This window comes from Promineifilum sp. (SeqCode), assembly GCF_041918635.1.
In the GTDB taxonomy this organism is placed as follows: domain Bacteria; phylum Chloroflexota; class Anaerolineae; order Promineifilales; family Promineifilaceae; genus Promineifilum.
This window is the reverse complement of the sequence record NZ_JAYRVJ010000638.1, coordinates 1-21,275: the sequence shown is the minus strand read 5'-3', so window position 1 is coordinate 21,275 and position 21,275 is coordinate 1. Positions and strand designations below refer to the sequence as shown.

General features: G+C 66.5%; 20 protein-coding genes and 1 pseudogene. 11 read left to right on the top strand and 10 right to left on the bottom strand.

From position 1 onward, the window contains the following. The first annotated feature begins 298 nt into the window (after positions 1-298). The 7 genes from ACE3UY_RS18775 to ACE3UY_RS18745 all read left to right on the top strand — a co-directional run bounded on the left by ACE3UY_RS18775 (position 299) and on the right by ACE3UY_RS18745 (position 8,721). Positions 299-1,105 (top strand): 16S rRNA methyltransferase, encoded by an 807-nt coding sequence (locus ACE3UY_RS18775; protein WP_374689010.1) that lies wholly within the window; start codon positions 299-301, stop codon positions 1,103-1,105. Positions 1,106-1,276: 171 nt separating this feature from the next. Then, the gene (locus ACE3UY_RS18770; RefSeq protein ID WP_374689009.1) at positions 1,277-2,107 is read left to right on the top strand and encodes a hypothetical protein; all 831 of its coding nucleotides are present in this window, start codon (positions 1,277-1,279) and stop codon (positions 2,105-2,107) included. Positions 2,108-2,202: 95 nt separating this feature from the next. Then, a complete protein-coding gene (locus ACE3UY_RS18765) occupies positions 2,203-2,943 on the top strand; it encodes a 16S rRNA (uracil(1498)-N(3))-methyltransferase (RefSeq protein WP_374689008.1) in 741 nt (246 codons plus the stop codon). After that, a complete protein-coding gene (locus ACE3UY_RS18760) occupies positions 2,936-3,598 on the top strand; it encodes an NUDIX domain-containing protein (RefSeq protein WP_374689007.1) in 663 nt (220 codons plus the stop codon). The genes ACE3UY_RS18765 and ACE3UY_RS18760 overlap by 8 nt, the downstream gene beginning before the upstream one ends. Continuing rightward, a complete protein-coding gene (locus ACE3UY_RS18755) occupies positions 3,595-4,446 on the top strand; it encodes a shikimate dehydrogenase (protein WP_374689006.1) in 852 nt (283 codons plus the stop codon). Before ACE3UY_RS18760 ends, ACE3UY_RS18755 begins: the two co-directional genes overlap by 4 nt. A 110-nt stretch (positions 4,447-4,556) precedes the next feature. Continuing rightward, entirely contained in the window at positions 4,557-6,167 is a 1,611-nt protein-coding gene (locus tag ACE3UY_RS18750; protein WP_374689005.1) for an amidohydrolase, read from the top strand. Between the two features lie 175 nt (positions 6,168-6,342). Then, the gene (locus ACE3UY_RS18745; protein ID WP_374689004.1) at positions 6,343-8,721 is read left to right on the top strand and encodes an Hsp70 family protein; all 2,379 of its coding nucleotides are present in this window, start codon (positions 6,343-6,345) and stop codon (positions 8,719-8,721) included. A gap of 16 nt (positions 8,722-8,737) precedes the next feature. Here ACE3UY_RS18745 and ACE3UY_RS18740 read toward each other — a convergent pair whose 3' ends face one another. Then, positions 8,738-9,217, bottom strand: coding sequence for a DUF952 domain-containing protein (locus ACE3UY_RS18740; RefSeq protein ID WP_374689003.1), 480 nt, complete (start codon positions 9,215-9,217; stop codon positions 8,738-8,740). 189 nt (positions 9,218-9,406) lie between these two features. Between ACE3UY_RS18740 and ACE3UY_RS18735 the strand changes: the two genes are divergently transcribed. The 3 genes from ACE3UY_RS18735 to ACE3UY_RS18725 are packed head-to-tail and all read left to right on the top strand — an operon-like array spanning position 9,407 to position 13,304. Continuing rightward, on the top strand, positions 9,407-9,994 hold the full coding sequence (locus ACE3UY_RS18735; RefSeq protein WP_374689002.1) for a PadR family transcriptional regulator: 588 nt from the start codon (positions 9,407-9,409) through the stop codon (positions 9,992-9,994). 2 nt (positions 9,995-9,996) lie between these two features. Then, the gene (locus ACE3UY_RS18730) at positions 9,997-10,749 is read left to right on the top strand and encodes an ABC transporter ATP-binding protein (protein WP_374689001.1); all 753 of its coding nucleotides are present in this window, start codon (positions 9,997-9,999) and stop codon (positions 10,747-10,749) included. Positions 10,750-10,751: 2 nt separating this feature from the next. Continuing rightward, positions 10,752-13,304, top strand: coding sequence for an FtsX-like permease family protein (locus ACE3UY_RS18725; protein ID WP_374689000.1), 2,553 nt, complete (start codon positions 10,752-10,754; stop codon positions 13,302-13,304). 167 nt (positions 13,305-13,471) lie between these two features. Here ACE3UY_RS18725 and ACE3UY_RS18720 read toward each other — a convergent pair whose 3' ends face one another. Together ACE3UY_RS18720 and ACE3UY_RS18715 are read right to left on the bottom strand one after the other, a co-directional pair. After that, on the bottom strand, positions 13,472-14,275 hold the full coding sequence (locus ACE3UY_RS18720; protein ID WP_374688999.1) for an ABC transporter permease: 804 nt from the start codon (positions 14,273-14,275) through the stop codon (positions 13,472-13,474). Further along, positions 14,272-14,868, bottom strand: a complete 597-nt coding sequence (locus tag ACE3UY_RS18715; protein ID WP_374688998.1) for an NfeD family protein — start codon at positions 14,866-14,868, stop codon at positions 14,272-14,274. The genes ACE3UY_RS18720 and ACE3UY_RS18715 overlap by 4 nt, the downstream gene beginning before the upstream one ends. A 271-nt stretch (positions 14,869-15,139) precedes the next feature. Between ACE3UY_RS18715 and ACE3UY_RS18710 the strand changes: the two genes are divergently transcribed. Further along, entirely contained in the window at positions 15,140-15,325 is a 186-nt protein-coding gene (locus tag ACE3UY_RS18710; protein WP_374688997.1) for a hypothetical protein, read from the top strand. A gap of 96 nt (positions 15,326-15,421) precedes the next feature. Here the strand turns inward: ACE3UY_RS18710 and ACE3UY_RS18705 are convergent, their stop codons facing one another. The 7 genes and pseudogenes from ACE3UY_RS18705 to ACE3UY_RS18675 all read right to left on the bottom strand — a co-directional run. Continuing rightward, positions 15,422-16,783: a hypothetical protein gene (locus tag ACE3UY_RS18705; RefSeq protein WP_374688996.1), complete on the bottom strand. Its 1,362-nt coding sequence runs from the start codon at positions 16,781-16,783 to the stop codon at positions 15,422-15,424. A gap of 119 nt (positions 16,784-16,902) precedes the next feature. Then, on the bottom strand, positions 16,903-17,829 hold the full coding sequence (locus ACE3UY_RS18700) for a RimK family alpha-L-glutamate ligase (protein WP_374688995.1): 927 nt from the start codon (positions 17,827-17,829) through the stop codon (positions 16,903-16,905). Between the two features lie 115 nt (positions 17,830-17,944). Then, on the bottom strand, positions 17,945-18,616 hold the full coding sequence (locus ACE3UY_RS18695) for an esterase family protein (RefSeq protein WP_374688994.1): 672 nt from the start codon (positions 18,614-18,616) through the stop codon (positions 17,945-17,947). A 712-nt stretch (positions 18,617-19,328) separates the two neighbouring features. Then, positions 19,329-19,769: a secondary thiamine-phosphate synthase enzyme YjbQ gene (locus tag ACE3UY_RS18690; RefSeq protein ID WP_374688993.1), complete on the bottom strand. Its 441-nt coding sequence runs from the start codon at positions 19,767-19,769 to the stop codon at positions 19,329-19,331. 8 nt (positions 19,770-19,777) lie between these two features. Then, positions 19,778-19,998, bottom strand: a pseudogene (locus ACE3UY_RS18685) (type II toxin-antitoxin system HicA family toxin). Beyond that, positions 19,991-20,218, bottom strand: coding sequence for a type II toxin-antitoxin system HicB family antitoxin (locus ACE3UY_RS18680; protein ID WP_374688992.1), 228 nt, complete (start codon positions 20,216-20,218; stop codon positions 19,991-19,993). The pseudogene ACE3UY_RS18685 and the gene ACE3UY_RS18680 overlap by 8 nt, the downstream one beginning before the upstream one ends. Positions 20,219-20,320: 102 nt before the next feature. Beyond that, positions 20,321-21,275 (bottom strand): ABC transporter permease (locus ACE3UY_RS18675; RefSeq protein WP_374688991.1); only part of this gene is annotated, 955 nt, incomplete at its 5' end.

Here is a 21,275-nt window from a genome sequence, read left to right as displayed (position 1 = left end):
TGGACGCTCAACTCACTGAGTACTTCATCTACCGATTGTGTATGCCAAATTGTCATGTGTTGTTGTTACCCACTTGGGCCTACGCCTCGTGTGGCGCAAACCGGGCGAGATTATAGGAAGCGGGACGGGGGTTTACAATCCGATAATCCTGAATGTTCTGTTAAACTGGGGGAAGAGGAAGAATCCGCAGATTACGCAGATTGGTGCGTAGTCGTTGGTATCGGGTGACTAACGACCAATATCCAACCACCACCCAAAAATCTGCGTAATCTGCGGATGATTTCTTCTGAAGATAAAAATGACGAGGGACGAGCAACTGGAGGCGCTGGTGGCGGCGGTGCTGGGGGCGGGTAAGTACCGCGCCGTCAGCCCCGACTTCGTGCGGGCTATCGGCGCGCGCGAATTGGCGGCGCGGCCCAACCTGAAGGCGGCCATCAAGGCCACCAAGAACGCGCTGCACCAGGCGGGCGGGGCGTTCCTGGACGCGCCCATTGACTATGGCCGCGCCCTGGCCCGGCTGCGTGAGGCGGCCGGCGACCCGGAGGCGTTCCGCGCCGCGTGCCGCGCCGTCATGGCCCTGCACACCTCGACCCGCGAGCGGCTGCCCATCCTCGACCAGTTCTACGCCGTCGCCCTGGCCGGCGTGCCCGCGCCCGGCCGCGTGCTCGACGTGGCCTGCGGCCTGAACCCGCTGGCCCGGCCGTGGTTGCCCTTCCCGGCCGAGACGGTGTACGTGGCCTACGACATCTACGCCGACCAGATCGCCTTCCTCAACGACTTCTTCGTCCTGACGGGCACGCCCGGCCGGGCCGAGGTGCGCGACGTGATCGGCCGGCCGCCCGACGAGCCAGCCGACCTGGCGCTCATCCTCAAGACGCTGCCCTGTCTGGAGGCGATCGACCGGCGCGCGCCGGAGCGGCTGCTCGACGCCGTGCCCGCGCCGCGGCTGCTGGTCTCCTTCCCGGCCCAGACGCTCGGCGGGCGGCGCAAGGGGATGGCGGCGCACTACGAGACGCAGTTTCGCCGCCTGCTCGACGCCCGCGGCTGGCCGGCGGAGCGGTTCGAGTTCGCGACCGAGTTGGCCTTCCTGGTGAGAAAGGGGTAAAGAGCTCACGCAAAGACGCAGAGAGGCAAAGGGGGCAAAGCGAAGATATCTTTCTCTTCTTTGCGTTCTTAGCTTCTTTGCGTCTTTGCGTGAGCTCTTTATCTCTTGCGTGAGATTCTCTTATTGGGCTGAAAGGGCTACAATAGAGGCGAATCGAGAAGAGGCAAGCCCATGACAACCGATGAAACCGCCGTCGAGGCCGTGGTCACGGCCGTCAAACAGTCCAAGAAATACCGCGACACCAGCGAAGAGACGATCCGCCAACTGGCCGTGGAGGCCGTCGCCACCCACAAGAAGGCCAAGCCGGCCGAGAAAGCCGTGCGCCGCCGGCTGCACAGCATCATGGCCCCCTACCTGGGCGATCCCGACTACGCCGCCGCCGGCCGCCGCCTCAACGAAGTCTTCGTCGCCGGCGACGAGGCCGCCATCCGCGTCGCCTGCGCCGAACTGATGCACGCCCACCTCTCCACGCGGGAGCGTCTGCCCATCCTGGATACCTTTTACCGCGACATCTTTGCCGTCACCGGGCCGCCCGGCCGCCTGCTCGACATCGCCTGCGGCCTGAACCCGCTGGCCTTCCCGTGGATGGGGCTGCCGGCGCTGGGTACCGACTTCGTCGCTTACGACATCCACGAGCCACGCGTCACCTTCCTGAACCACTACTTCATCCTGCAAGGGCTGCCGCCGCTGGCCTTCGTCAAGGACGTGGCCCTGCAAGCGCCGACGGAGAGCGGCGACGTGGCCCTCTTCCTGAAGGAGATGCCGCGCTTCGAGCGCAACTACCCCGGTCGCGGGCGCGCCCTGCTCGACGCCCTCGATGCCCACTGGCTCGTCGTTTCCTTCCCGACCATCAGCACTCACGGCGGCCGGAACCTGACCAACCGCTACCGCGACTTCTTCCACCAGATCATCGACGGCAGCGGCTGGCCGGTCACCGAACTACTCTTCGACACGGAGCTCGTTTTCTGCGCCGAAAAGAAGCCAGTGGTCAGTAGCCAGTGATCAGTGGTCAGTAGTCAGTGGCCCACGCACGTTGACCACTGACAACTGACAACTGACAACTGACCACTGCCCCCTGACCACTGCCCCCTGACCCCATGCACCGCTTCTTCGTCTCGCCAGAGCAGATCGCCGGCCACCTAGTCCACTTCCGCGCCGACCAGGCGCGCCAACTGCGCGACGTGCTGCGCCTGCGGCCGGGCGACGCCGTGGCCGTCCTCGACGACACCGGCCAGGTCTACCGCGTGCGGCTGGAGCGCGTCTCGCGCGAGCGGACGGACGGCATCATCGAGTCGCGCGCGGCTGCTGGCGGCGAGCCGGCGGCGCACGTGACGCTCTACCAGAGCTTGCTCAAGCGGGAGAAGTTTGAGTGGGTCTTGCAGAAGGGGACGGAACTGGGCGTGACCCGTTTCGCGCCGGTCATCAGCCGGCGCGCCCTGGTGCGCGAGGCCGGCGACAAGCTCGACCGTTGGCGGCGCATCATCGCCGAAGCGGCCGAGCAAGCGGGGCGGGGCCGCCTGCCGGAACTGCGCCCGCCGGTCGCCCTGGAGGACGCCCTGCGCGACGCGCCCACCTACGCGCGGGCGATCATCCCCTGGGAAGCCGCCGAGGGAGGCGGCATCCGCGCCGCGCTGGCCGGCCTGCCGCCCGCGCCGGCCGTGGCCCTGTTCATCGGGTCGGAAGGGGGCTTCGACCCGGCCGAGATCGAGGCGGCGCGGGCCGCGGGCCTCATGCCCATCACCCTGGGGCCGCGCATCCTGCGCACCGAGACGGCGGCGCTGGTCGCCGTCGCCCTGGCGCTGCACGAGTTGGGCGAGATGGAGCGAGTGCATGAGTGACATGCCGCCTCCGCTTGGCGCGCCCACGCCGGACGCGCTGCGGGCCATCGCCGACGAACTGCGGGCCGTGGCCGCGTTCGGGCTTAACTTCGCCCGCCCCGGCTCCCACGACGAGGAGCGCTGGGAGCACGTGTTGGCCGCCTGCGCCCGGCTGGCGGCGCTGGCCGGCGGCGGCCCGGCCGACGAGCTGCTGGCCCGCTACCACGCCAACCACTTCGATGTCGGCCCGATGGCCAGCGGCGAGGCGGCCGTGTTCCACGATGGCAAGCTGCTGCTCGTGCGGCGCACCGACGATGGGCTGTGGGCGCTGCCCGGCGGCATCACCGACCCTGGCGAGACGCTGGCCGAGACGGCGCGGCGCGAGTTGTGGGAAGAGACGGGTATCGCCGGCCGCGTGACGCAACTGTTGGGCGTCTTCGATTCGCGTCTCTGGCACAGCGAGAAGCGTATCCACTTCTACCACGCCGTGTTCCGGATAGAGGCCGATGATCCGCGCCCGCGCCTGACAGTCGAGGCGTCGGCCGCGGCCTACTTCGGCGAGGACGAGCTGCCGCCCCTCTCCCCCGGCCACCACCTGCGCGCGCCGTTCGTCTTCCGCCAACTGCGGGGCGACGCGCCGCTGCCCTATTTCGATCCGCCCGATTCGAGCCTATGAACATCAACGGCAAGACGCAACTCATCGGCCTGCTCGGCTGGCCGGTCGGCCACTCCTTCAGCCCGGCCATGCACAACGCCGCCGCCGCCGCGCTGGGCCTCAACTGGGCCTACGTGCCGCTGCCCGTCCGGCCGGAGAGTCTGATCTCGGCCCTGGGGGGGCTGGCGGCGCTGGGCTTTCGCGGGGCCAACGTCACCGTGCCGCACAAGGAGGCTGTGCTGCCCTATCTCGACGCCGTCTACCCGACGGCGCAGACCATCGGCGCAGTCAATACCATTGTCATCGGCGACGGGCGATTGACCGGCTTCAACACCGACTGGTCGGGCTTCCTGGCCGACCTGGAGGAACACGGTCTGGCGCTCGACGGGCGCGATTGTGTGGTGCTGGGCGCGGGCGGGGCGGCGCGGGCCGTGGTCTACGCCCTGCTGCGGGCCGGCGCGCGGGTGGCGGTGCTGGCCCGGCGGCCGGAGCAGGCGGAACAACTGGCGGCCGACCTGCGCGAGGGTCTGCCCGAGGCGGCCGCGCCGCGAGCCGCGACGCTGGCGAACCTGGCCGGGATCATGGACGGCGCTTACCATCCGGTCATCATCAACACGACGCCGCTGGGCATGGCCGGGGCGGAGGCGGCTTCCCCGTGGCCCGAGGGCGTGCCGCTGCCGGGCGACGCCTTCGTCTACGACCTGGTCTACAACCCGCCGCAGACGCCGCTGATGGCCCAGGCCGCCGCCGCCGGCTGCCACACGGCCAATGGGCTGGGGATGCTCGTCAACCAGGCCGCCGAGGCGTTCGAGTTGTGGACGGGGCGGCAGCCAGAGCGGGCTGTCATGAGACAAGCGGTTATCGTGTGAGGCGAAGAGGCTCACGCCAAGCGCGCAAAGAGCGCCAAGAACGCCAAGAAGAGTGTTCTCTTTTGGCGCTCTTTGCGTGAGCTCTTTACCCCACGTTCTACGGAGGGCCTATGTCCGCGGACTTGATTTTGACTAACGGCCGCGTCTACACCGTTGACCCGGCGCACCCGTGGGCCGAGGCGGTGGCCTGCCGCGACGGGCGCATCGTGGCCGTCGGCCGCGCGGCCGACGTAGAGGGGCTGGCCGGGCCGGGGACGCGCCTTATCGACGCGGGCGGCCGGCTCGTGCTGCCCGGCCTGACCGACGCCCACGTCCATACCCTGCTCTACGCCATCCAGCGCCGGCAAGTAGACCTTTTCGGCCTGACCGACCTGGTCGCCGTGCGCGAGCGGCTGGCCGCGGCCGTCGCCGCCGCCGCGCCGGGCGAGTGGGTGCTCGGCCGGGGGTGGGACAGCAACCGCTGGGAGGCGCAGCCCACGGCGGCGCTGCTGGACGAGATCGCTCCGCGCCACCCCGTCGTGCTGACGAGGATGGACATGCACACCTGGTGGGTCAACAGCCGCGTGCTGGCGCTGGCCGGCGTCACGGCCGAGACGCCCGACCCGCCCGAAAGCCACATCGGCCGCGACGCCGGCGGCCGGCCCAACGGCCTGTTCAGCGAATGGAACGCCATCGCCCTGATCGAGCGCCACCTGCCCCGGCCGGACGCGGCGACGCTGGCCGGCTGGCTGGCCGAGACGGTGACCGAGGCCAACCGGCTGGGGCTGACCGGCCTGCACGACCAGCGCATCGAGCGCGAGGGCGCGGAGAGCCTGCGCCTCTTCCAGGCGCTGCGGCGCGAGGGGCGGCTCACGCTGCGCGTCCACAGCAACGTCGCCGCTGACTACCTCGCCGAGGCGGCGCAACTGGGGCTGCAAGCGGGCTTCGGCGATGACAATCTGTGGCTGGGGCACGCCAAGGCGTTCGCCGACGGCACGATGGGCTCGCGCACGGCCTTCATGCTCGCCCCGTTTGAGGAGGAGCTGGACAACACGGGCATCGCCGTCACCCCGCCCGAACAGCTGTGGAGCCACCTCGTCGCCGCGGGCGAGGCGGGCTTCCCCATGTCGGTGCACGCCATCGGCGACCGGGCGGTGCGCGAGGTGCTGGACATGATGGGCGAATGGGCGGCGACGCGGGCCGGGGCCAGCCATCTGCCCATGCCCCAACGCGTCGAGCACTTGCAGCTGATGCACCCCGACGACCTGGAGCGGCCGGCGCGTTATGGCGTCGTCGGCTCCGTCCAGCCCGTTCATCTGCAGAGCGACTGGCGCACGGCCGACCGCGTCTGGGGCGAACGGGCGCGCTACGCCTACGCCTTCCGCTCGCTGCTCGACCGGGGCGCGGCGCTGGCCTTTGGCTCCGACGCGCCGGTCGCGCCGCTGAACCCGATGCTGGGCATCTACGCCGCCGTGACGCGGCAGGACGAGGCGGGGGAGCCGGCCGGCGGCTGGTATCCGCAGGAGCGGCTGAGCGTGGCCGAGGCCATCGCCGGCTACACCCTCGGCCCGGCGCGCCTGTCGGGCAAGGCCGACCGCCTCGGCTCCCTCGCGCCCGGCAAGTACGCCGATCTGGTTGTCCTGTCGCAGAACCTGTTCGAGATCGAGCCGCAGGCTATCCCTGACACAAAGGTGTGGTTGACGCTCCTCAATGGGCGGGTTGTCTACGGGGAAGAAGCGTGACGGCGGCGGATTAAGAAGCTCACGCAAAGCGCGCCAAGAACGCCAAGAGCGCAAAGAAGGGCAAAGCTTCTTTGCGCTCTTGCGTCTTGGCGTCTTTGCGTTTAATCTTTTCTTTGCGTTCTTTGCCTCTTGGCGTTCTTTGCGTGAGCCTCTTAGCATCTGCGAAAAACACACCATGATCATCGGCATGGACTTCGGCACGACGAACAGCGGCATGGCCGTCTACGATGGGCAGGCGGTGGAGGTGCTGCCGCTCGACCCATCGGCGGCCAACCCGCGGGTGGCGCGGACGGCGCTCTACATCACCAACGAGCAGTCGGTGACCATCGGCCGGGCCGCCATCGACCGCTACTTCGAGCACAACCTCAACCGGCCGGTCAAGATGCAGAAGCTGTGGGTGGGCGAGATCGAGGTCATCGCCGACCGGGTCTACTACGTCACCGACGTTTACACCTGGGCCGACGCCCTCTCGCCCGGCCGCCTCTTCCTGTCCATCAAGACCGGCCTGCGCGACAAGAACTACCCCGGCACGCTCATCGGCCAGTTCTACTACTCGCTGGAGAACCTGATCGCCCTCTACCTGTCGGTCACGAAGGCGCGGGCCGAGCGGCTGCTGGGCCGGGAATTGCGCCAGGTGGTGCTGGGTCGGCCCGTCCACTTCGCCGCCGACGCCGACGGCGACCGGCTGGCCGAGGCCCGGCTGCTGCACGCCGCGTTCCGCGCCGGCTACGAGACGGTCTACCTGCAATATGAGCCGGTGGCCGCCGCTTACAGCTACGCCCTCGACCTGGCGCGGCCGGAGAACGTCCTGGTCTTCGACTTCGGCGGCGGCACACTGGACATCACCGTCATGCGCCTGGGCGAGGGGCAGCCGCGCGTCCTGTCCACCGGCGGCATCGCCGTGGCCGGCGATGTGTTCGACCAGAAGCTCGTGCGGGCCAAGCTGCCGCGCCACTTCGGCGAGGGCAGCCTCTACGGCCCGCGCCACAAGGCGCTGACCGTGCCCCAGTGGATCTACGACTCCTTCTCTGACTGGCAGACACTGCTGCAACTTCAGTCGGCCGAGAACAAGCAAATCCTGCGCGAGATCGCCCAGACCGCCCAGCGCCGCCACCAGATTGAGGCGCTGTTGGCCCTGGTCAGCAGCAACTATAGTCTGAAGCTGTTTGACGTGGCCGAGGGAGCCAAGCGGGCGCTGTCGGACAAGCGGGGCGCGGAGCTCTACCTCGACGGCCCCGGCTTCAACGTGCGCGAGTTCGTCACCCGCTCCGAGTTCGAGGGCATCATCCGCGGCGAGACGCGGGCCATCGAGCGCCATCTGGAGGAGACGGTGCGCCAGTCGGGCCTGTTACCAGAGCAGATCGACACCGTCATCCGCACGGGCGGCTCGGCGCTCATCCCCGCCTTCCACGAGATGCTGGGCCGCCACTTCGGCGAGGCCAGGGTGCGCAGTCTCGACACCTTCAGCAGCGTCACCGCCGGGCTGGGGGTCATCGCCCACCGGCTGGAGCATGGTGAGGTGGAGTTGCCGGCCCACACCCCGGCCGACTTCGCCAACCTGCCGGAGCCGACGGGCGGGCGGCTGAAGGTGCGGCCGGTGAATTTGGGGTTGTTGCAGAGGCGGATTGGGTTGGAAGAGCGGGGGAGCGGGGGCGCGGGGGAGCAGGGGAGAGCGCTGGTGTTGTGGGGGCAGCCGAGCACGGGGGAGATCGTGCGGGCCGAACTGATGGCCGCTCTGCTGCCGGAGGGCGAGGTAACCGAGGGCGAGTTGGGCGCATATGGCTGGCGGGAGCCGGCGCGGGGGGCGCTGCTGGTGGACGCGGACGCGCAGCTATTGCTGCTCACGTCGCGCTACCGCTTCCTGCTGACGACGGCGCGGCAACTGGCCGACCTGCGCGCCGCCGGGCTGACCATCGAGAACCTGCACCAGTTCGCCGCCCGCGAGGCGGTCTGCGCCGTGGCCGACTGGTCAGCGGCGCGCGGGGCGGAGCGGCTGCTGCTGGTTACCTCGACCGGCTTCGCCCGCGCCTACCCGCTGGAGGCGCTGCGGCCGGCCATCGAAGCGCCCGTGCCGCTCCAGTTCGACACCCCCCTGCCCGGCCTGCCGGTGCTGATGCGCGGCGTGTCGCGCCGGGAGGAGGTGACGCTGGTCACCGAGGGCGGGCGGGCCGTGCGCTGGCCGCTGAGCAAGTTGCCACTGGTGGGGGCGCAGGCCATCAATTGCGGCCAGGACGAGGCGTTCGACCGGGTGGCGGCGGCGCTGGCGACCGCGCCAGACGGCGAGATGGTGCTGCTGCTGGCCGACGGCTACGCCCGCCGGCTGCGGGCCGAGTGGGTGATGGAGCCGCCGAAGGCCAACGTGAAGGGCAAGGCGCTGGCGGCGCGGGGGGCGGCGGCCGTGGCGCTGGCCCCGGCCGGGCTGCTGCGCGTGTTGACCGACCGCCGGCTGTTGGCCGCCGACGGCCATGCGCTGCCGCTGGACGTGGGGACGCGGTCGCACCGGTTGGTGAAGTTGGGGGAAGGGGAGGCGGTGGCGGTAGTCCTCCAGGCGTAACAGGGCGCTCGCCGATCTATCCGGTCTTCTTCTGAGCGGCGCGTAGCTGCTCAATGGCCGCGGTCACATCTTCCAGCACTTGATCCTCTGACACATCCGGCAATTTCTTGCGCGGACGATCAATGACAGTAAAGCGAGTCTCGCGCTCGGCAATGAGTTGCTCAAGTTCCAGGGGGAGTGTGAATATCCCGCTAACGCCCGCCGCGAACGGTATGACCTCTTCGACCGCCTCCAAATTCAGCGGCCCGTAGATGTGGGGAAACGCCTGCCCCGCCTCATAACAATCCTCGTAGACCAGGTCGGCCGTCAATCGCGGCGGGTCAATGACCAGCAGCACCAGATCGGTCTGGCCGGCATAGAGGGCGTTGGCCGGGCCAAGGACTTGCTCCGGCGTGGAACAGTGGATGAAGCCTTCGGAGGTGAGGGTGTTGGCGCGGTAGTCGCCGGTCAGCAGGGCGGCTTCCCAGTCGTGACGGTAGGCGATGTGGAGGATCATGAAGCCAGATTATGCCCGTGTGTAGGGCGATTTGGCAAATCGCCGCTTGTAACGCGGATGGGTAACCCGCGTTCTGAGTAGACCACAGCTGCGGGTTGCCAACCCGCGCTACAATAGCCCTCTTGACAAAACTAATAACTCGTTATATATTTTCTTTTGTAATTAGTAACTGGGTTCATAGTTTTAGCAATGTCCGTCCGTAACGCCATTCTGGGCCTTCTGGCCGACCACCCCCGCCACGGCTACGAGCTGCGCGCCGCCTTTGAGGCATTGGCCGGCGGCGAGGCGCTGTGGTCGGTCAAGCCGGCCCAGGTCTACACCACCCTGGCCCGCCTGGAAGAGGGCGGCCTGGTGGCGCAAGATAGCGTGGAGCAGGACGGTGGGCCGGAGAAGCGCATCTACAGCCTGACGCCCGAGGGTCTGGTGGAACTGGTCGACTGGCTGGGCAGCGGCGCGCCGGCCGAGCACCACCGCGATGAGTTCTTCATCAAACTCATGCTCAGCCTGAGCACCGACGTGGTCACCCCCTATCGCGTCATGCAGGCCCAGCGCAACAAGCTCTATCAGGAGTTGCACGATCTGACGGCGCGCCGCAATCGCGCCAACCCGCGCGCGGAACTGGCCCAGATCTTCCTGCTCGACAAGAGCATCATGCATTTGGAAGCCGACCTGCGCTGGCTAGACTTGATCGAGGCGCGGCTGGACGACATCCGGCGGCAACCGCTGCCGCGACCGCCGGTGAAGCCCCGCGGCAGACCGAGGAAAAATCAGGAGTAATCATGGCTCTCATATCCGCTACCAATCTCAAGAAGGTCTACGGCTCAGGCGAGACGGCTGTGACCGCGCTCAACAACGTCTCGCTGCAAGTGGAGCCGGGCGAGTTTGTCGCCATCATGGGCCCGAGCGGCTGCGGCAAGTCCACGCTCATGCACCTGCTGGGCGGCCTCGACCGGCCGACGAGCGGCTCGGTGATGATCGACGGCCACAACCTGACCGACCTGTCCGACGTCAAGCTGACCGAGTTGCGCCGCCGCCGCGTCGGTTTCATCTTCCAGTTCTTCAACCTCATCCCGGTGCTGAACGCGCTGGAGAACGCCGCCCTGCCCATCACGCTCGATGGCGTGCGCGGGGCCGAGGCCAAGGAGCGCGCCGCCGACTGGCTGCGCAAGGTGGGGCTGGACGACCGGCTCGACCACCGGCCCGACCAGCTCTCCGGCGGCCAGCAGCAGCGCGTGGCCGTGGCCCGCGCCCTGGTGGCCGACCCGGCGCTCATCCTGGCCGACGAGCCGACCGGCAACCTCGACACCAAAGCGTCGGAGGAGATCGCCGGGCTGTTGCGCCAGGTCGCCAACGACTGGGGCCGGGCGGTGGTCATCGTCACTCATGACCCGCGCATCGCCGCCTACGCCGACCGGATCATCTTCCTGAAGGACGGCGCCATCATTGATCAGACTATACTGGAGCCGCGCGGCAGCCAGAACGGCCAGAACGCGGAGATGGTGGCCGGGAAGCTGCACGCCTTCGGAGACTAGCCATGAACATCCAACTGACCCTGGCCGGCCGCTACTTGCGCGGCCGGAAATTGCGCACGACGCTGACCACGCTGGCCATCGTCTTCGGCGTGCTGGTCATCTTCGGCATGAACTCGCTCTTGCCGGCCTTTGTCAATGCCTTCACGGCCAATATCATGGCCGCCACCGGCCAGGTGGACGCGGCCATCACCCTGAAAACATCCGACGCCTTCGACGCCGAGGTGGCCGACCGCGTGGCCGCCGTCGAGGGGGTGCGCGTCGTCTCCGGCATCCTCGACCGGACGATCAACCTGCCGGCCGACTACCTCGATAACGACCCGGCCCTGCCCGACCCGGCGTCGGCCCTTTCACTGGTGGGCATCAACGTGGCCCAGGCGACGGCCCTGCACAGCTACCAGGCCGTCGAGGGGCGCTTCCTGGAGGACGGTGACACGGACGCGGTCGTCATCAGCCGCAGCCTGGCCGACGTGGCCGGACTGGGCGTGGGCGACACGCTGACGCTGCCCACCCCCACCGGCGAGACGGCGCTGACGATTGTCGGCCTTTTGCCGACGCAGGCCCAGTTGGGCAATGAGAAAGTGCTGGTCACGCTGAGCCAGGCGCAGGCGATGCTGGATATGCCCGGCCGCATCAACACCGTCGAAGCCAACTTCGGGGCGGTGGACGAGACCGAGCGGACGGCCATCGAGGAGGCCATCCTGGCCGAACTGGGCGAGACGTTCCAGTTGGGCGGGCTGGCGGCCAACTCCGAACTGCTGGCGAACATGAAGGTGGCCCAGGCCATCTTCAGCCTGCTGGGCGCGCTGGCCCTGCTCATGGGCGGGTTCATCATCTTCAACACCTTCCGCACTGTGGTGGCTGAGCGGCGGCGCGACATCGGCATGTTGCGCGCCCTGGGGGCCAGCCGGCGGACGATCCTGGGCACGTTCCTGGCCGAGGGACTGATCCAGGGCGTCATCGGCACGGCGCTGGGGCTGGTGGCCGGCTATGGCCTGGGGCTGCTGGGCACGGCCGCGCTAGGGCCGGTGCTGAGCCGCATGATGAACGTCGACATCGGCCGGCCGGTCGTCACGCCCGGTCTGGTCATCGGCAGCATCGCCATCGGCGTCGGCGTGACGCTGCTGGCCGGGCTGCTGCCGGCCATGAGCGCCGGGCGGGTGACGCCGCTGGAGGCGCTGCGGCCGTCAATCGGCGCGGTGTCATTCCGGCGGCTGGTCGGCGTCGGCTTCTGGGCCGGCGTGGTGATGATCGCTCTGGCCGTGGCGGCGCTGCTGACGGAGAACATCGCCTTCATGGGCGCGGGGACATTCTTGTTCATCATCGGGCTGGTGCTGATCGCCCCGGCGCTGGTCAACCCCATCGCCCACTTCTTCAGCCGGCTGCTGGCGATCCTGTTCGCCCGCAGCGGCACGGCGCAGCTGGCCGAGGGCAACCTGTCGCGCCAGCCGTCGCGCGCGGCCATCACCGCCAGCACGATGCTGATCGGTCTGGCCATCCTCATCATGGCCGCGTCGGTCATCACCAGCGTGACCATCGGTTTCGGCCAGGTCATGCGGCGCAGCCTGGGCAGCGACTACATCTTCGTGCCGCCGTCCGTCGCCGCCTGGGGCAGCAACGTCGGCTCCGGGGCAGAGTTCGCCGAGGCGCTGCGGGCGGTGGAGGGCGTGGAGTTGGTCAGCACACTGCGCTTCGCGCCGACGCAGGCCGCTGGCGTCTCCCTTTCGCTGCTGGGCATAGACCCGGCGACTTACCCGCAGGTTAGCGGCCTGACCTTCAGTGAGGGAGACGAGTCGGCCTATGCGGTGCTGAAAGATGGGCGGACGGCCATCATCAGCCCCATCGCCGCCGTCAACACCGGCGCGGGCGTTGGCGATGGGATCAAACTGATGACGCCCACCGGGCCGCAAGCGTATCGTGTGGTGGGCATCGGCGGCGACTACCTGAACGCCAAGATCGGCACGATCTACATCTCCCACGACAACATCGCCGCCGACTTCAACCGCACCGAAGACGTGCTGGTGCAAGTCAATCTGGCCGCGGGGGCCGATCGGGCCACGGCCGAGGCGGGCATGAAGGCCGCCGTGCGCGACTTCCCGCAGTTTCGCATGATCTCCGGCCAGGAGTACATTGACGAAAACCTGGCCGTCTTCAACGCCGCTTTCGCCGGCATGTACATGCTGGTGCTCTTCCTGGCCGTGCCGTCGCTCATCGCCATGGTCAATACACTGGCCATCGGCGTCATCGAGCGCACGCGGGAGATCGGCATGTTGCGGGCGGTCGGCGCGACGCGCAAGCAGGTGCGGACGGTGGTGCTGGCCGAGGCGCTCATCCTGGCCGCGCTGGGCACGATCTTCGGCGTACTGGCCGGCCTCTATCTGGGCTATATGGGCGTGGAGGTGATGAAGGTTGCCGGGTATCCGATGGATTACATCTTCCCGACGACGGGCGTCGTGCTCGCTCTGGTAGCCGGTGTCCTGTTCGGCGTGCTGGCGGCCATCATCCCGGCCCGGCAGGCGTCGCGGCTCGAGGTCGTCCAGGCGCTCCGCTACGAATAAGAAGGGAATCCACAGATTTCACAGTTTACGCAGATTAAGAGAAGAGGCTCACGCCAAGTTCGCCAAGGACGCTAAAAACGCAAAGTAAGAAGGGGCATCCCTTTTGCGATCTTAGCGTTCTTGGCGCTCTTGGCGTGAGCCTCTTTTTAATCTGCGGATGATTCCTCCTATTTCGTGCGATGGCCGTAGGTGCGCCAGCGGAGGAGGCGGCGCTCGGCCAGGGCGACCAGGCCGTAGAGGGCCATCGCCATTGCCCCCAGCGTCAATAGCACCACGAACACCTCATCCGTCTTGAACTGGTAGCGCGCCGTCACCAGCAGGAAACCCAACCCCTGGCTCTTGGGCTGGACAAACTCGCCCACCAGCGCCCCGATGACGGCCAGCGTCGCGCCAACCTTCAGGCCGGCCAGCGCCGTGGGCAGCGCGGCCCGCAGTTCCAGCTTGCGGAAGGTCTGGACGCGGGTGGCGCGCAGGGAGTGCATCAGGTCATAGAGCTCGCGGGGCACGGAGCGCAGCCCGGCGATGATGTTGATGAGGATGGGGAAGAAGACAACCAGCGCCGCCGCCAGCACCCGCGACCAGTACCATGACTGCACCCAGATGGTCAACAGCGGGGCGACAGCGATGATAGGGATGGCCTGGGAGGCGATGAGGTAGGGCGAGAGCAGGCGCTCGGCCAGCGGCGACTTGGTGAGCAGATAGCCGAGAGGCATGGCCACGAGCGCGCCGATGATGAGGCCGGGCACGACCTCGCTCAGGGTAACCAGCGTGTGGCGGGCCAGGCGGCCGTCGCTCACCAGCCGCACAAACGCCGCGGCCACGTCGGCCGGGCCGGGCAGGATGAACGGGGGATAGCCGGCCCAGGTGACGAGCAGGTGCCAGATCAGCAGCAAGGCCAGAAAGGAGACGGAGAGGGTCAGCCAGGTGGGACGCGCGTCCAGCCAGCGCCAGAGGGGAGTACCGCGGTTCATATGGGCCGGCGATCCGCGTGGCCGTTGGCGCCGGCGACGCCGTTGACCGGGCGCACAATCGCCACCCGGTTAACGACGCGCTCGATGCGCACGATTTCGTCCCGAGCAATGGGCTGGCCGGCGGCCGAGCGCGCCCCCAGGTTGACCATACCCGTCCCGTCGCGATAGACCACTTCGCCCAGGCCGTTGGCCGGGACGGGGATGACGACCCGCGCCTCGCGCCCCTCGGCGTCAATGGCGTCGGCCGCCTCCTCCACGCGACCGCGGTTGGGCCGGTAGACAAGCACGGCCTGAGCCACGAAGGCGACCAGCAGGCCGAGGCCGAGCGACCACAGCACGCTGGCGGCCGGGCCGGCGTGCAGCAGCAGCCGGGCGACCAGCCCGATAATGCCGAAGGCGGCCGCGCCCAGGCCCAGGGCATAGATCGTCGCGCGGGCCAGGATGCCGCCGGCGTTGCCGGGCGGTCGGGTGCGGCTACCGGCGGAAAAGCTGCGCAGGAGCGACAGCAGCGCCGCGCCGATGAGTACCAGACCGACGAGGAGTACCAGGCCAAAGACGATCACCAGAGCCGCGCCCGACCACGTTCCGTTCATGCTTGCGATTATAGCTGACAGTTGCCAGACCTGACAGGTGGGCGGCCAAAGGCGCTCTAACGGGAACAAGCCCTATGGCCGCCCACCCGTCAGGTCTAGGCGGCCTCTACTCCACTGCGCCACTTTGTGCTATACTGCGGTGCTGTCACGCCGCCGCAAGGCGGTTTGACAATGTCTATGCTGAGCATCCACGAGCTACGCGGATGCGCTCGCAATAATCTGCTAAATCTGCGTATCTGCGGATGATTTTCCTTTTCAGGAGTAGATGGGAATGGGCAAGTCACAACCAAAGCGCCGCACCACGACGAACCGTGGTCACCAGGCGAACAAATCGTCCAGCGCCAAGAAGCGCAACATCAATTGGGTTCGCATTCTGTTGATCATCATCGGCATCTTGATCGTCGCCAGCATGGTTCTTTCGATGTTCATCGTGCCGGGCAGCTCGAGCGTGTTCTAGACGGCCAGCGACAGGTAGAGAACAAGAGAGCCGGCGTGGGAACCCGCGCCGGCTTTTGTGCGTTTGGCCGATCGTAGCGCGATTTGGCAAATCGCGTTACAGGTCGCGGCGCTCGACGATGAACGTCGGCACCGTCGAGCCGCCGCCGGCCGATACGTTCAGCAGCGGGTCGGTTGAGAGGCGCGTCAGGCAGCCGTCGGCGTACTCGCCGTGAAAGACGAACGGCGCGGTGTCGAGCATGCGGTTGAAGATCTGCAGGCGGCCGTCAATGATGCTCGGATACGGCTCGTTGGGGATGCGCACCCGCTCTTGCACCACGTGGGGGGTCTCCAGCGCCGTCTGCACCGCCCCCTCCCAGCCGCTGGTGTTCGTCTGCCAGCCGAGCACGATGCCCCGCCCACCGTAGTCGTCGTTGGGCTTCAGCACGAACTGCTCGCGGTACTTCAGGATGAACGGGAGCAGATCGACCGGCATGCCCCGGTAGGTGGTGCGCCGCTCCTCCACCACGCGCGTCCACGGGATGTGGTCGCGGATGGCCGCCGTCTCCGCTTCGTCGAAGAGGCTGTCGTTGCGCTCGTCGCTGAGCACGGCCAGACTGGCCTTCTTGTAGAGCAGCTTGCAGGCGAACGGGTTGACCATGCACACGTCGCGGTTGCGCACGGCCTGGACAATGGGGCCGTCCAGCCCGCAGCGCTCGATCAGTTCGGTGATGAGCACCCGCTTGTAGATCAGGTCGATGCGGAAGTCGCCGTCGTAGAGCGCGCCGTCGCGGTACTCCACCTCACGCGGATCGACGATGCGGGCCTGAATCCCCTGGGTGTTGAAGTAGGCCAGGAACAGCTCGAACTCGCTGCGGGTGGGCACTTCCTGCCAGTCGAGGATGGCGATCTGCGGCTTGCGCCCGCCGCCGAACTGGCGATAGGCGTTGAGCAGAACGTGGAGCACGCTATGGCGCGTGGGCACGGGCCGCACAGCGTATTGTCGCAGGAAGCGGCCCATGGCCGGCAGGCCGAAGAAGACCTCGTTCAGCACGTCGTTGTAGGCGCCGGCCGCGGGGACTTCGGCGTTGTACTCGGTAAACTTCAGCTCCAGCTCGTCGTTCTCGGTGATGAAGAAGGAGTCGAGCCGGCTCAGCGGGGCGTGGACTTTGTAGCCGGGGTCGATGTGGATGAGCGACTCTTCCCAGTCGAACAGACCAAATTGGGCGCGAAACTCACCGTCGGCCACGGCGGCGTGGGAAATCTTCTCGAAGGCGGTCAGCAGCGGCCGGATGCCGTGGCGCATGTAGGTATACTGCTGCGGGGTCAGGAAGCGGGGGCGCAAGACGGTGCAGAGCGGCCGGTCGCCAAAGAACAGCCCGCGCACCCGCAGTTGTTCGTCCAACTGCTCCTGCGACTCGGCGGCCACGTCGTCGGTCAGCAGATCGTGGTAGGTGATAATCGCTTCGGTCAAGGACATAGGACACCTTTTTACGAGCAGGGGAGCAGGGGGGCGGGGGTGCGGGGGAGAAAAAGAGCGCTCATTGGTGGCGTTCTTCTCTCCCCTGCTCCCCCGCACCCCCGCTCCTCTGCGCTTCTTCACCCATTGAACATTCGGCTCCACTTAAGCTCAGTGACCTGCGGTCGCGGGTTGTGGGCCAGGTCGATGACCAGGTCGGCCATGTGGCGGACGCACCACTCGAAATAGGTGGGCGTCAGCGAGTTGATGTCCATGTCCGGGGCGGGGTTCATGAAGTCGATGGCGTAGGGTACGCCGTCGCGGACGGCGAACTCGACCGTGTTCATGTCGTAGCCCAGGGCGCGCACCAGCTTCAGGCAATCGTTGACGATGCGCTCCCCCAACTCGGGCGACAGGTGGGCGTGGTCAACGATGTACTTGCGCTGGTGGGGGTCATAGCGCATGGGCAGCACCTCTTCCTGACCCAGGCACATGCAGCGCACGTAGTGATCCCAGCGGATGAACTCCTGCAAGACCATCGTGTGCAGGCCGGACTGGTTGTAGGCGTGCCACAAGTCTTCCTTGGTGTGGCAGATGAACACGTCCTTCCAGCCGCCGCCGTGGGCGTCCTTGAGCACGCAGGGCATGCCGACGTACTCGATCAGCCCGTCCCAGTCGAGCGGGTATCTCAGATTGCGCAGGCTCTCGTCGTGGACGATGCCCGGCACGTAATCCTTGTTGGGCATGACGATGGTCTTGGGGTGGGCCACCCCCAGGCGGGTCGCCAGTGACGCCTCGAAGAACTTGTCGTCGGCCGTCCACATGAACGGGTTGTTGATGACCGTCGTGCCCTGCAGGACGGCATTCTTCAGGTAGGAGCGATAGTAGGGCACTTCGTGCGAGATGCGGTCAACGATGACCGCGTACTCGCTCGGCTCGTTCATCTTCGTGCCGCCCAGCTTCACGAACTCGGCCGTCACCCCCTCGTCGCGCCGGTTCACCTCATCGATGAACGCCGGGGGAAACGACCACTCTCGTCCGACAATCAGGCCTACTTTCTTTGTCATGGTCTCCTCCTCGGTAGGGGCTAGGGGTTAGGGGCTAGGTTCTAGGGAAGAACGTCCCGCTAGGATACTAGAAGTCGTACCAGGACGCTCTTCCCTAGCCCCTAGTCCCTAGCCCCTAATCATGTCCGCCCATATACAACCGTATCATCTGATGCCAATAGGGCCAGTCGTGGGCCCAGCCGTCCCACAGGCGCAGGGCGTTGCCGATGCCCTTGCTCCACAAAACGGTCGAAAGCCGCTCGCTGCTGTAGCGCAGGCTGTCGTCGCGGCCGACGGCCAGGATGAGGTCTTGCCGCCGCAGCGCCTCCAGCCGCCCCCCATCGTTCTCGTTGGCGATGAAGTCGCAGGGGCTGTTGAAGTAGATGTTGTCGTCGTAGTAGCCGTCGGTCCAACGGGCGACCTCGTAGATGCCGCTCAGGCCGATGGCCCGGCCGACCAGGTCGGGGTGGCGCAGGGCGAAGGTAAGGGCATGGTAGGCCCCGAAGCTGGCCCCGACGGTGATCATAAACGGGTTGCCGTTCTTCTGGCGCGAGAGGGGCAGCACCTCGTCGGCCAGGTAGCGGTCGTACTCGATCTGCCGCCAGGCGCGCGCCCCGGGGTGCTTCCAGCGGGCATACCAGCTCTCGGCGTCCACGCTGTCGACGCAGTACGCCTGAAGCTGGCCGCCGTCGATCAGGTCGCCCAGCGTGTTGAACATGCCCCGGTCTTCCCACTCGTAGAAGCGGCCCATCGAGGTCGGAAAGACCAGCAGCCGCGCCCCGGCGTGGCCGACGATGAGTAGTTCCATGTCTCGCCCCAACGCGGGGCTATACCAACGGTGATATTCGCGATGCATCGACTGTGTGATTCCCTCTCCTGCGTTGCTTAGGTAGGTTGCACCGCCGCGGTGCGACCCACCTCAATCCACCCGGTGATTAGCGGGGGATTTTAGCATAGGCGGGGTGGGTGGGCATCAATTAGCAGTAGTTCACGGGAACAGCCTAAGACCGGCCCGAGCGCCGGACACATGCCAGAAACCGGATGGACGGATGGACGGCCGACCTGACGGCGTTGGTTATACAGACGTTGGGGCTGCTGGTCGGACAGATGATCAGGAAAGAGGGTGTCACTAGTACCGGGTTTGCCACTAGTACCGGGTTAGGAATGAGAAGGTTCATTCCAACGACGCTCGTTACAGCTGCGGCGCACCAAATAGCGGAGGCACATGAATTAGATATCAATCTTGATCGGATAACGTCTACAAGAGTTGGTTGCACACTATTGAAGATGCGCCTACCCAAGGAACGTCAACAGCGTGGAGGGAAGAGAGGATGGATGGTTGCCTTAGAAGACGTGATTCGTTGGGGTGAAAGCTATGGTCTAGATCCCAACCAAATAACAGGATTAGATGTATCCCCTCATCCGCAACCCGGTACTAGTGGTAAACCCGGTACTAGTGACACCATCGCCAAGCTTGGTACCCCACCCCGACTCGCCTCTGGTACGACGAGTTCTAGACCTCAGAGGTTTGGGAGAGGCTGCCCGGTGAGGGTGACGACGACGCGACGCGACCCGCCGTCGTCGCGGTGCTCGCACAGATAGATGCCCTGCCACGTCCCCAGGGCCAGCCGGCCGCCGGCGATGGGGATGGTCAGGCTGCTGCCGAGGAGCACCGCCTTCAGGTGGGCGGGCATGTCGTCCGGCCCTTCGCTGGTGTGGCGGTAGTAGGGGGCGTTCTCCGGGGCCAGCCGGTTGAAGTGCGCCTCCATGTCGGCGCGCACCGTCGGGTCGGCGTTCTCGTTGAGAGCCAGCGAGGCCGAGGTGTGGCGGATGAACAGGTGGGCCAGGCCCACGGCGAACTGGCCGATCTCCGGCATCTGCCCGACGATCTCGCGGGTGATGAGGTGAAAGCCGCGCGGGCGAGGAAGCAGGGCGAACTCGCGTTGAACCCAGTAAGTCACAAGCGAGCCTACGACTCAAATAGTGATCGAGGGAGACCTGACTGCCGGATGATTGAGCGCAAAGTACCCTGCTGTACCTCTTTATGGTTGGGTACGGGTACAGTGACCGTTTTATCGGCGGTTCGTTTCTGCATCACAATGTGGCTGCCACGCTGGCGGATCTTGACAACCCTTGTGCTGCGAGAATGTCGCACACCTCTTGCCCAGACAGCACACGCAACTTACCCAACGAGGACTCCTACTTGTGTGACGAATACTTCGTTGTGTAGTCTCTCTTGAATTTCGGATGGATCGGCAACTTCAAGGAATAACTCAATCGCCTCGACCAGGTTGTCGCGCGCTTCTTCAACGGTCATCCCCTGGCTGGCAATGTCCAACTCCGGGCACGTCGCTACATACCACTCCCCCTCACGCTCGATGATCGCGGTGAATTGCTGGCGTCTCTTCATAACTTGGTGACTCCATGACTCATCAACCAGTAGCGATTCCAGTTGGGCATTGTAAGCGCTCGCCAGACAATGATCAAATAGCTAGCAGGATAACAACCTGTGCTATGCCGTCGCCTTCCCCAGGATAATCTGCTCCCGGTTATACAGCCGCATTGTCGCCACCAGCGCCACCGCGCCGATGGCCGCCGTCAGCAGGCTGCACATCGCCACCCGCACCGCGTCCAGCGGCAGCCCGCGCGACATGTCGGTGATGAAGTACAGTTGGCCGATGGTGGGAATGAGGTACATCCAGCCCTGCGGCCGGATGGGCAGCACCGACAGAAATAACGACGGCAGGAACCCGGCGAAGGCGATGAGCTGGGTATAGGTCTGCGCCTCCTTCACCGAGTGTGCGTAGGACGCGACCAGCATCTCCAGGGCCACGGCCATGAAGGCCACGGGGATGATGAGGCCCACAGCAGCCAGGATCACGTTCCAGCCCACGCTGAGTTGGATGTTGGTGAACTCCTGCACCTGGGGGAGGCCCAGCAGTACGAGGAAGAGCGCCGTAGCCAGGAAGGTCGCCATCAGGGTGAAGGCGAAGACGGCCAGAAACTTGCCGATGACGAATTCGCGGCGCGGCACGGGGTTGAGCAGCAACGGCTCCAGCGACTTGCGCTCGCGCTCGCCGGCCGTCGCGTCCACGGCCAGATAGAAGCCGCCGTAGAATACAGCCGTCATCATCACGACCGGCAGCAGGTTGAGCACGAATGTGTCCTGGCTCCGGACGGCCGTGCCCGCGGTGGTACTCACCCATTCGACCGGCACGGCGTTGCTGATGGCCGGGCTGATGCCACGAGCCAGCAGGCGCAGGCTGCCGATCTGGTTGCTGTACTGGTTGATAAGCGACTGGGCGCGGTTGGCGGCGATGCTGCCACTCTGGTTCGAGTCGTCCACCAGCAACCGCACCTGGGCCGGCGCGCCGCGGGTAAACGATTGGCCGAAATCATCGGGGATGACCAGCACCACGGCCATATCGCCGCGCCGCACCGCCTCTTCGGCGTCCTCCGGCGCTTCC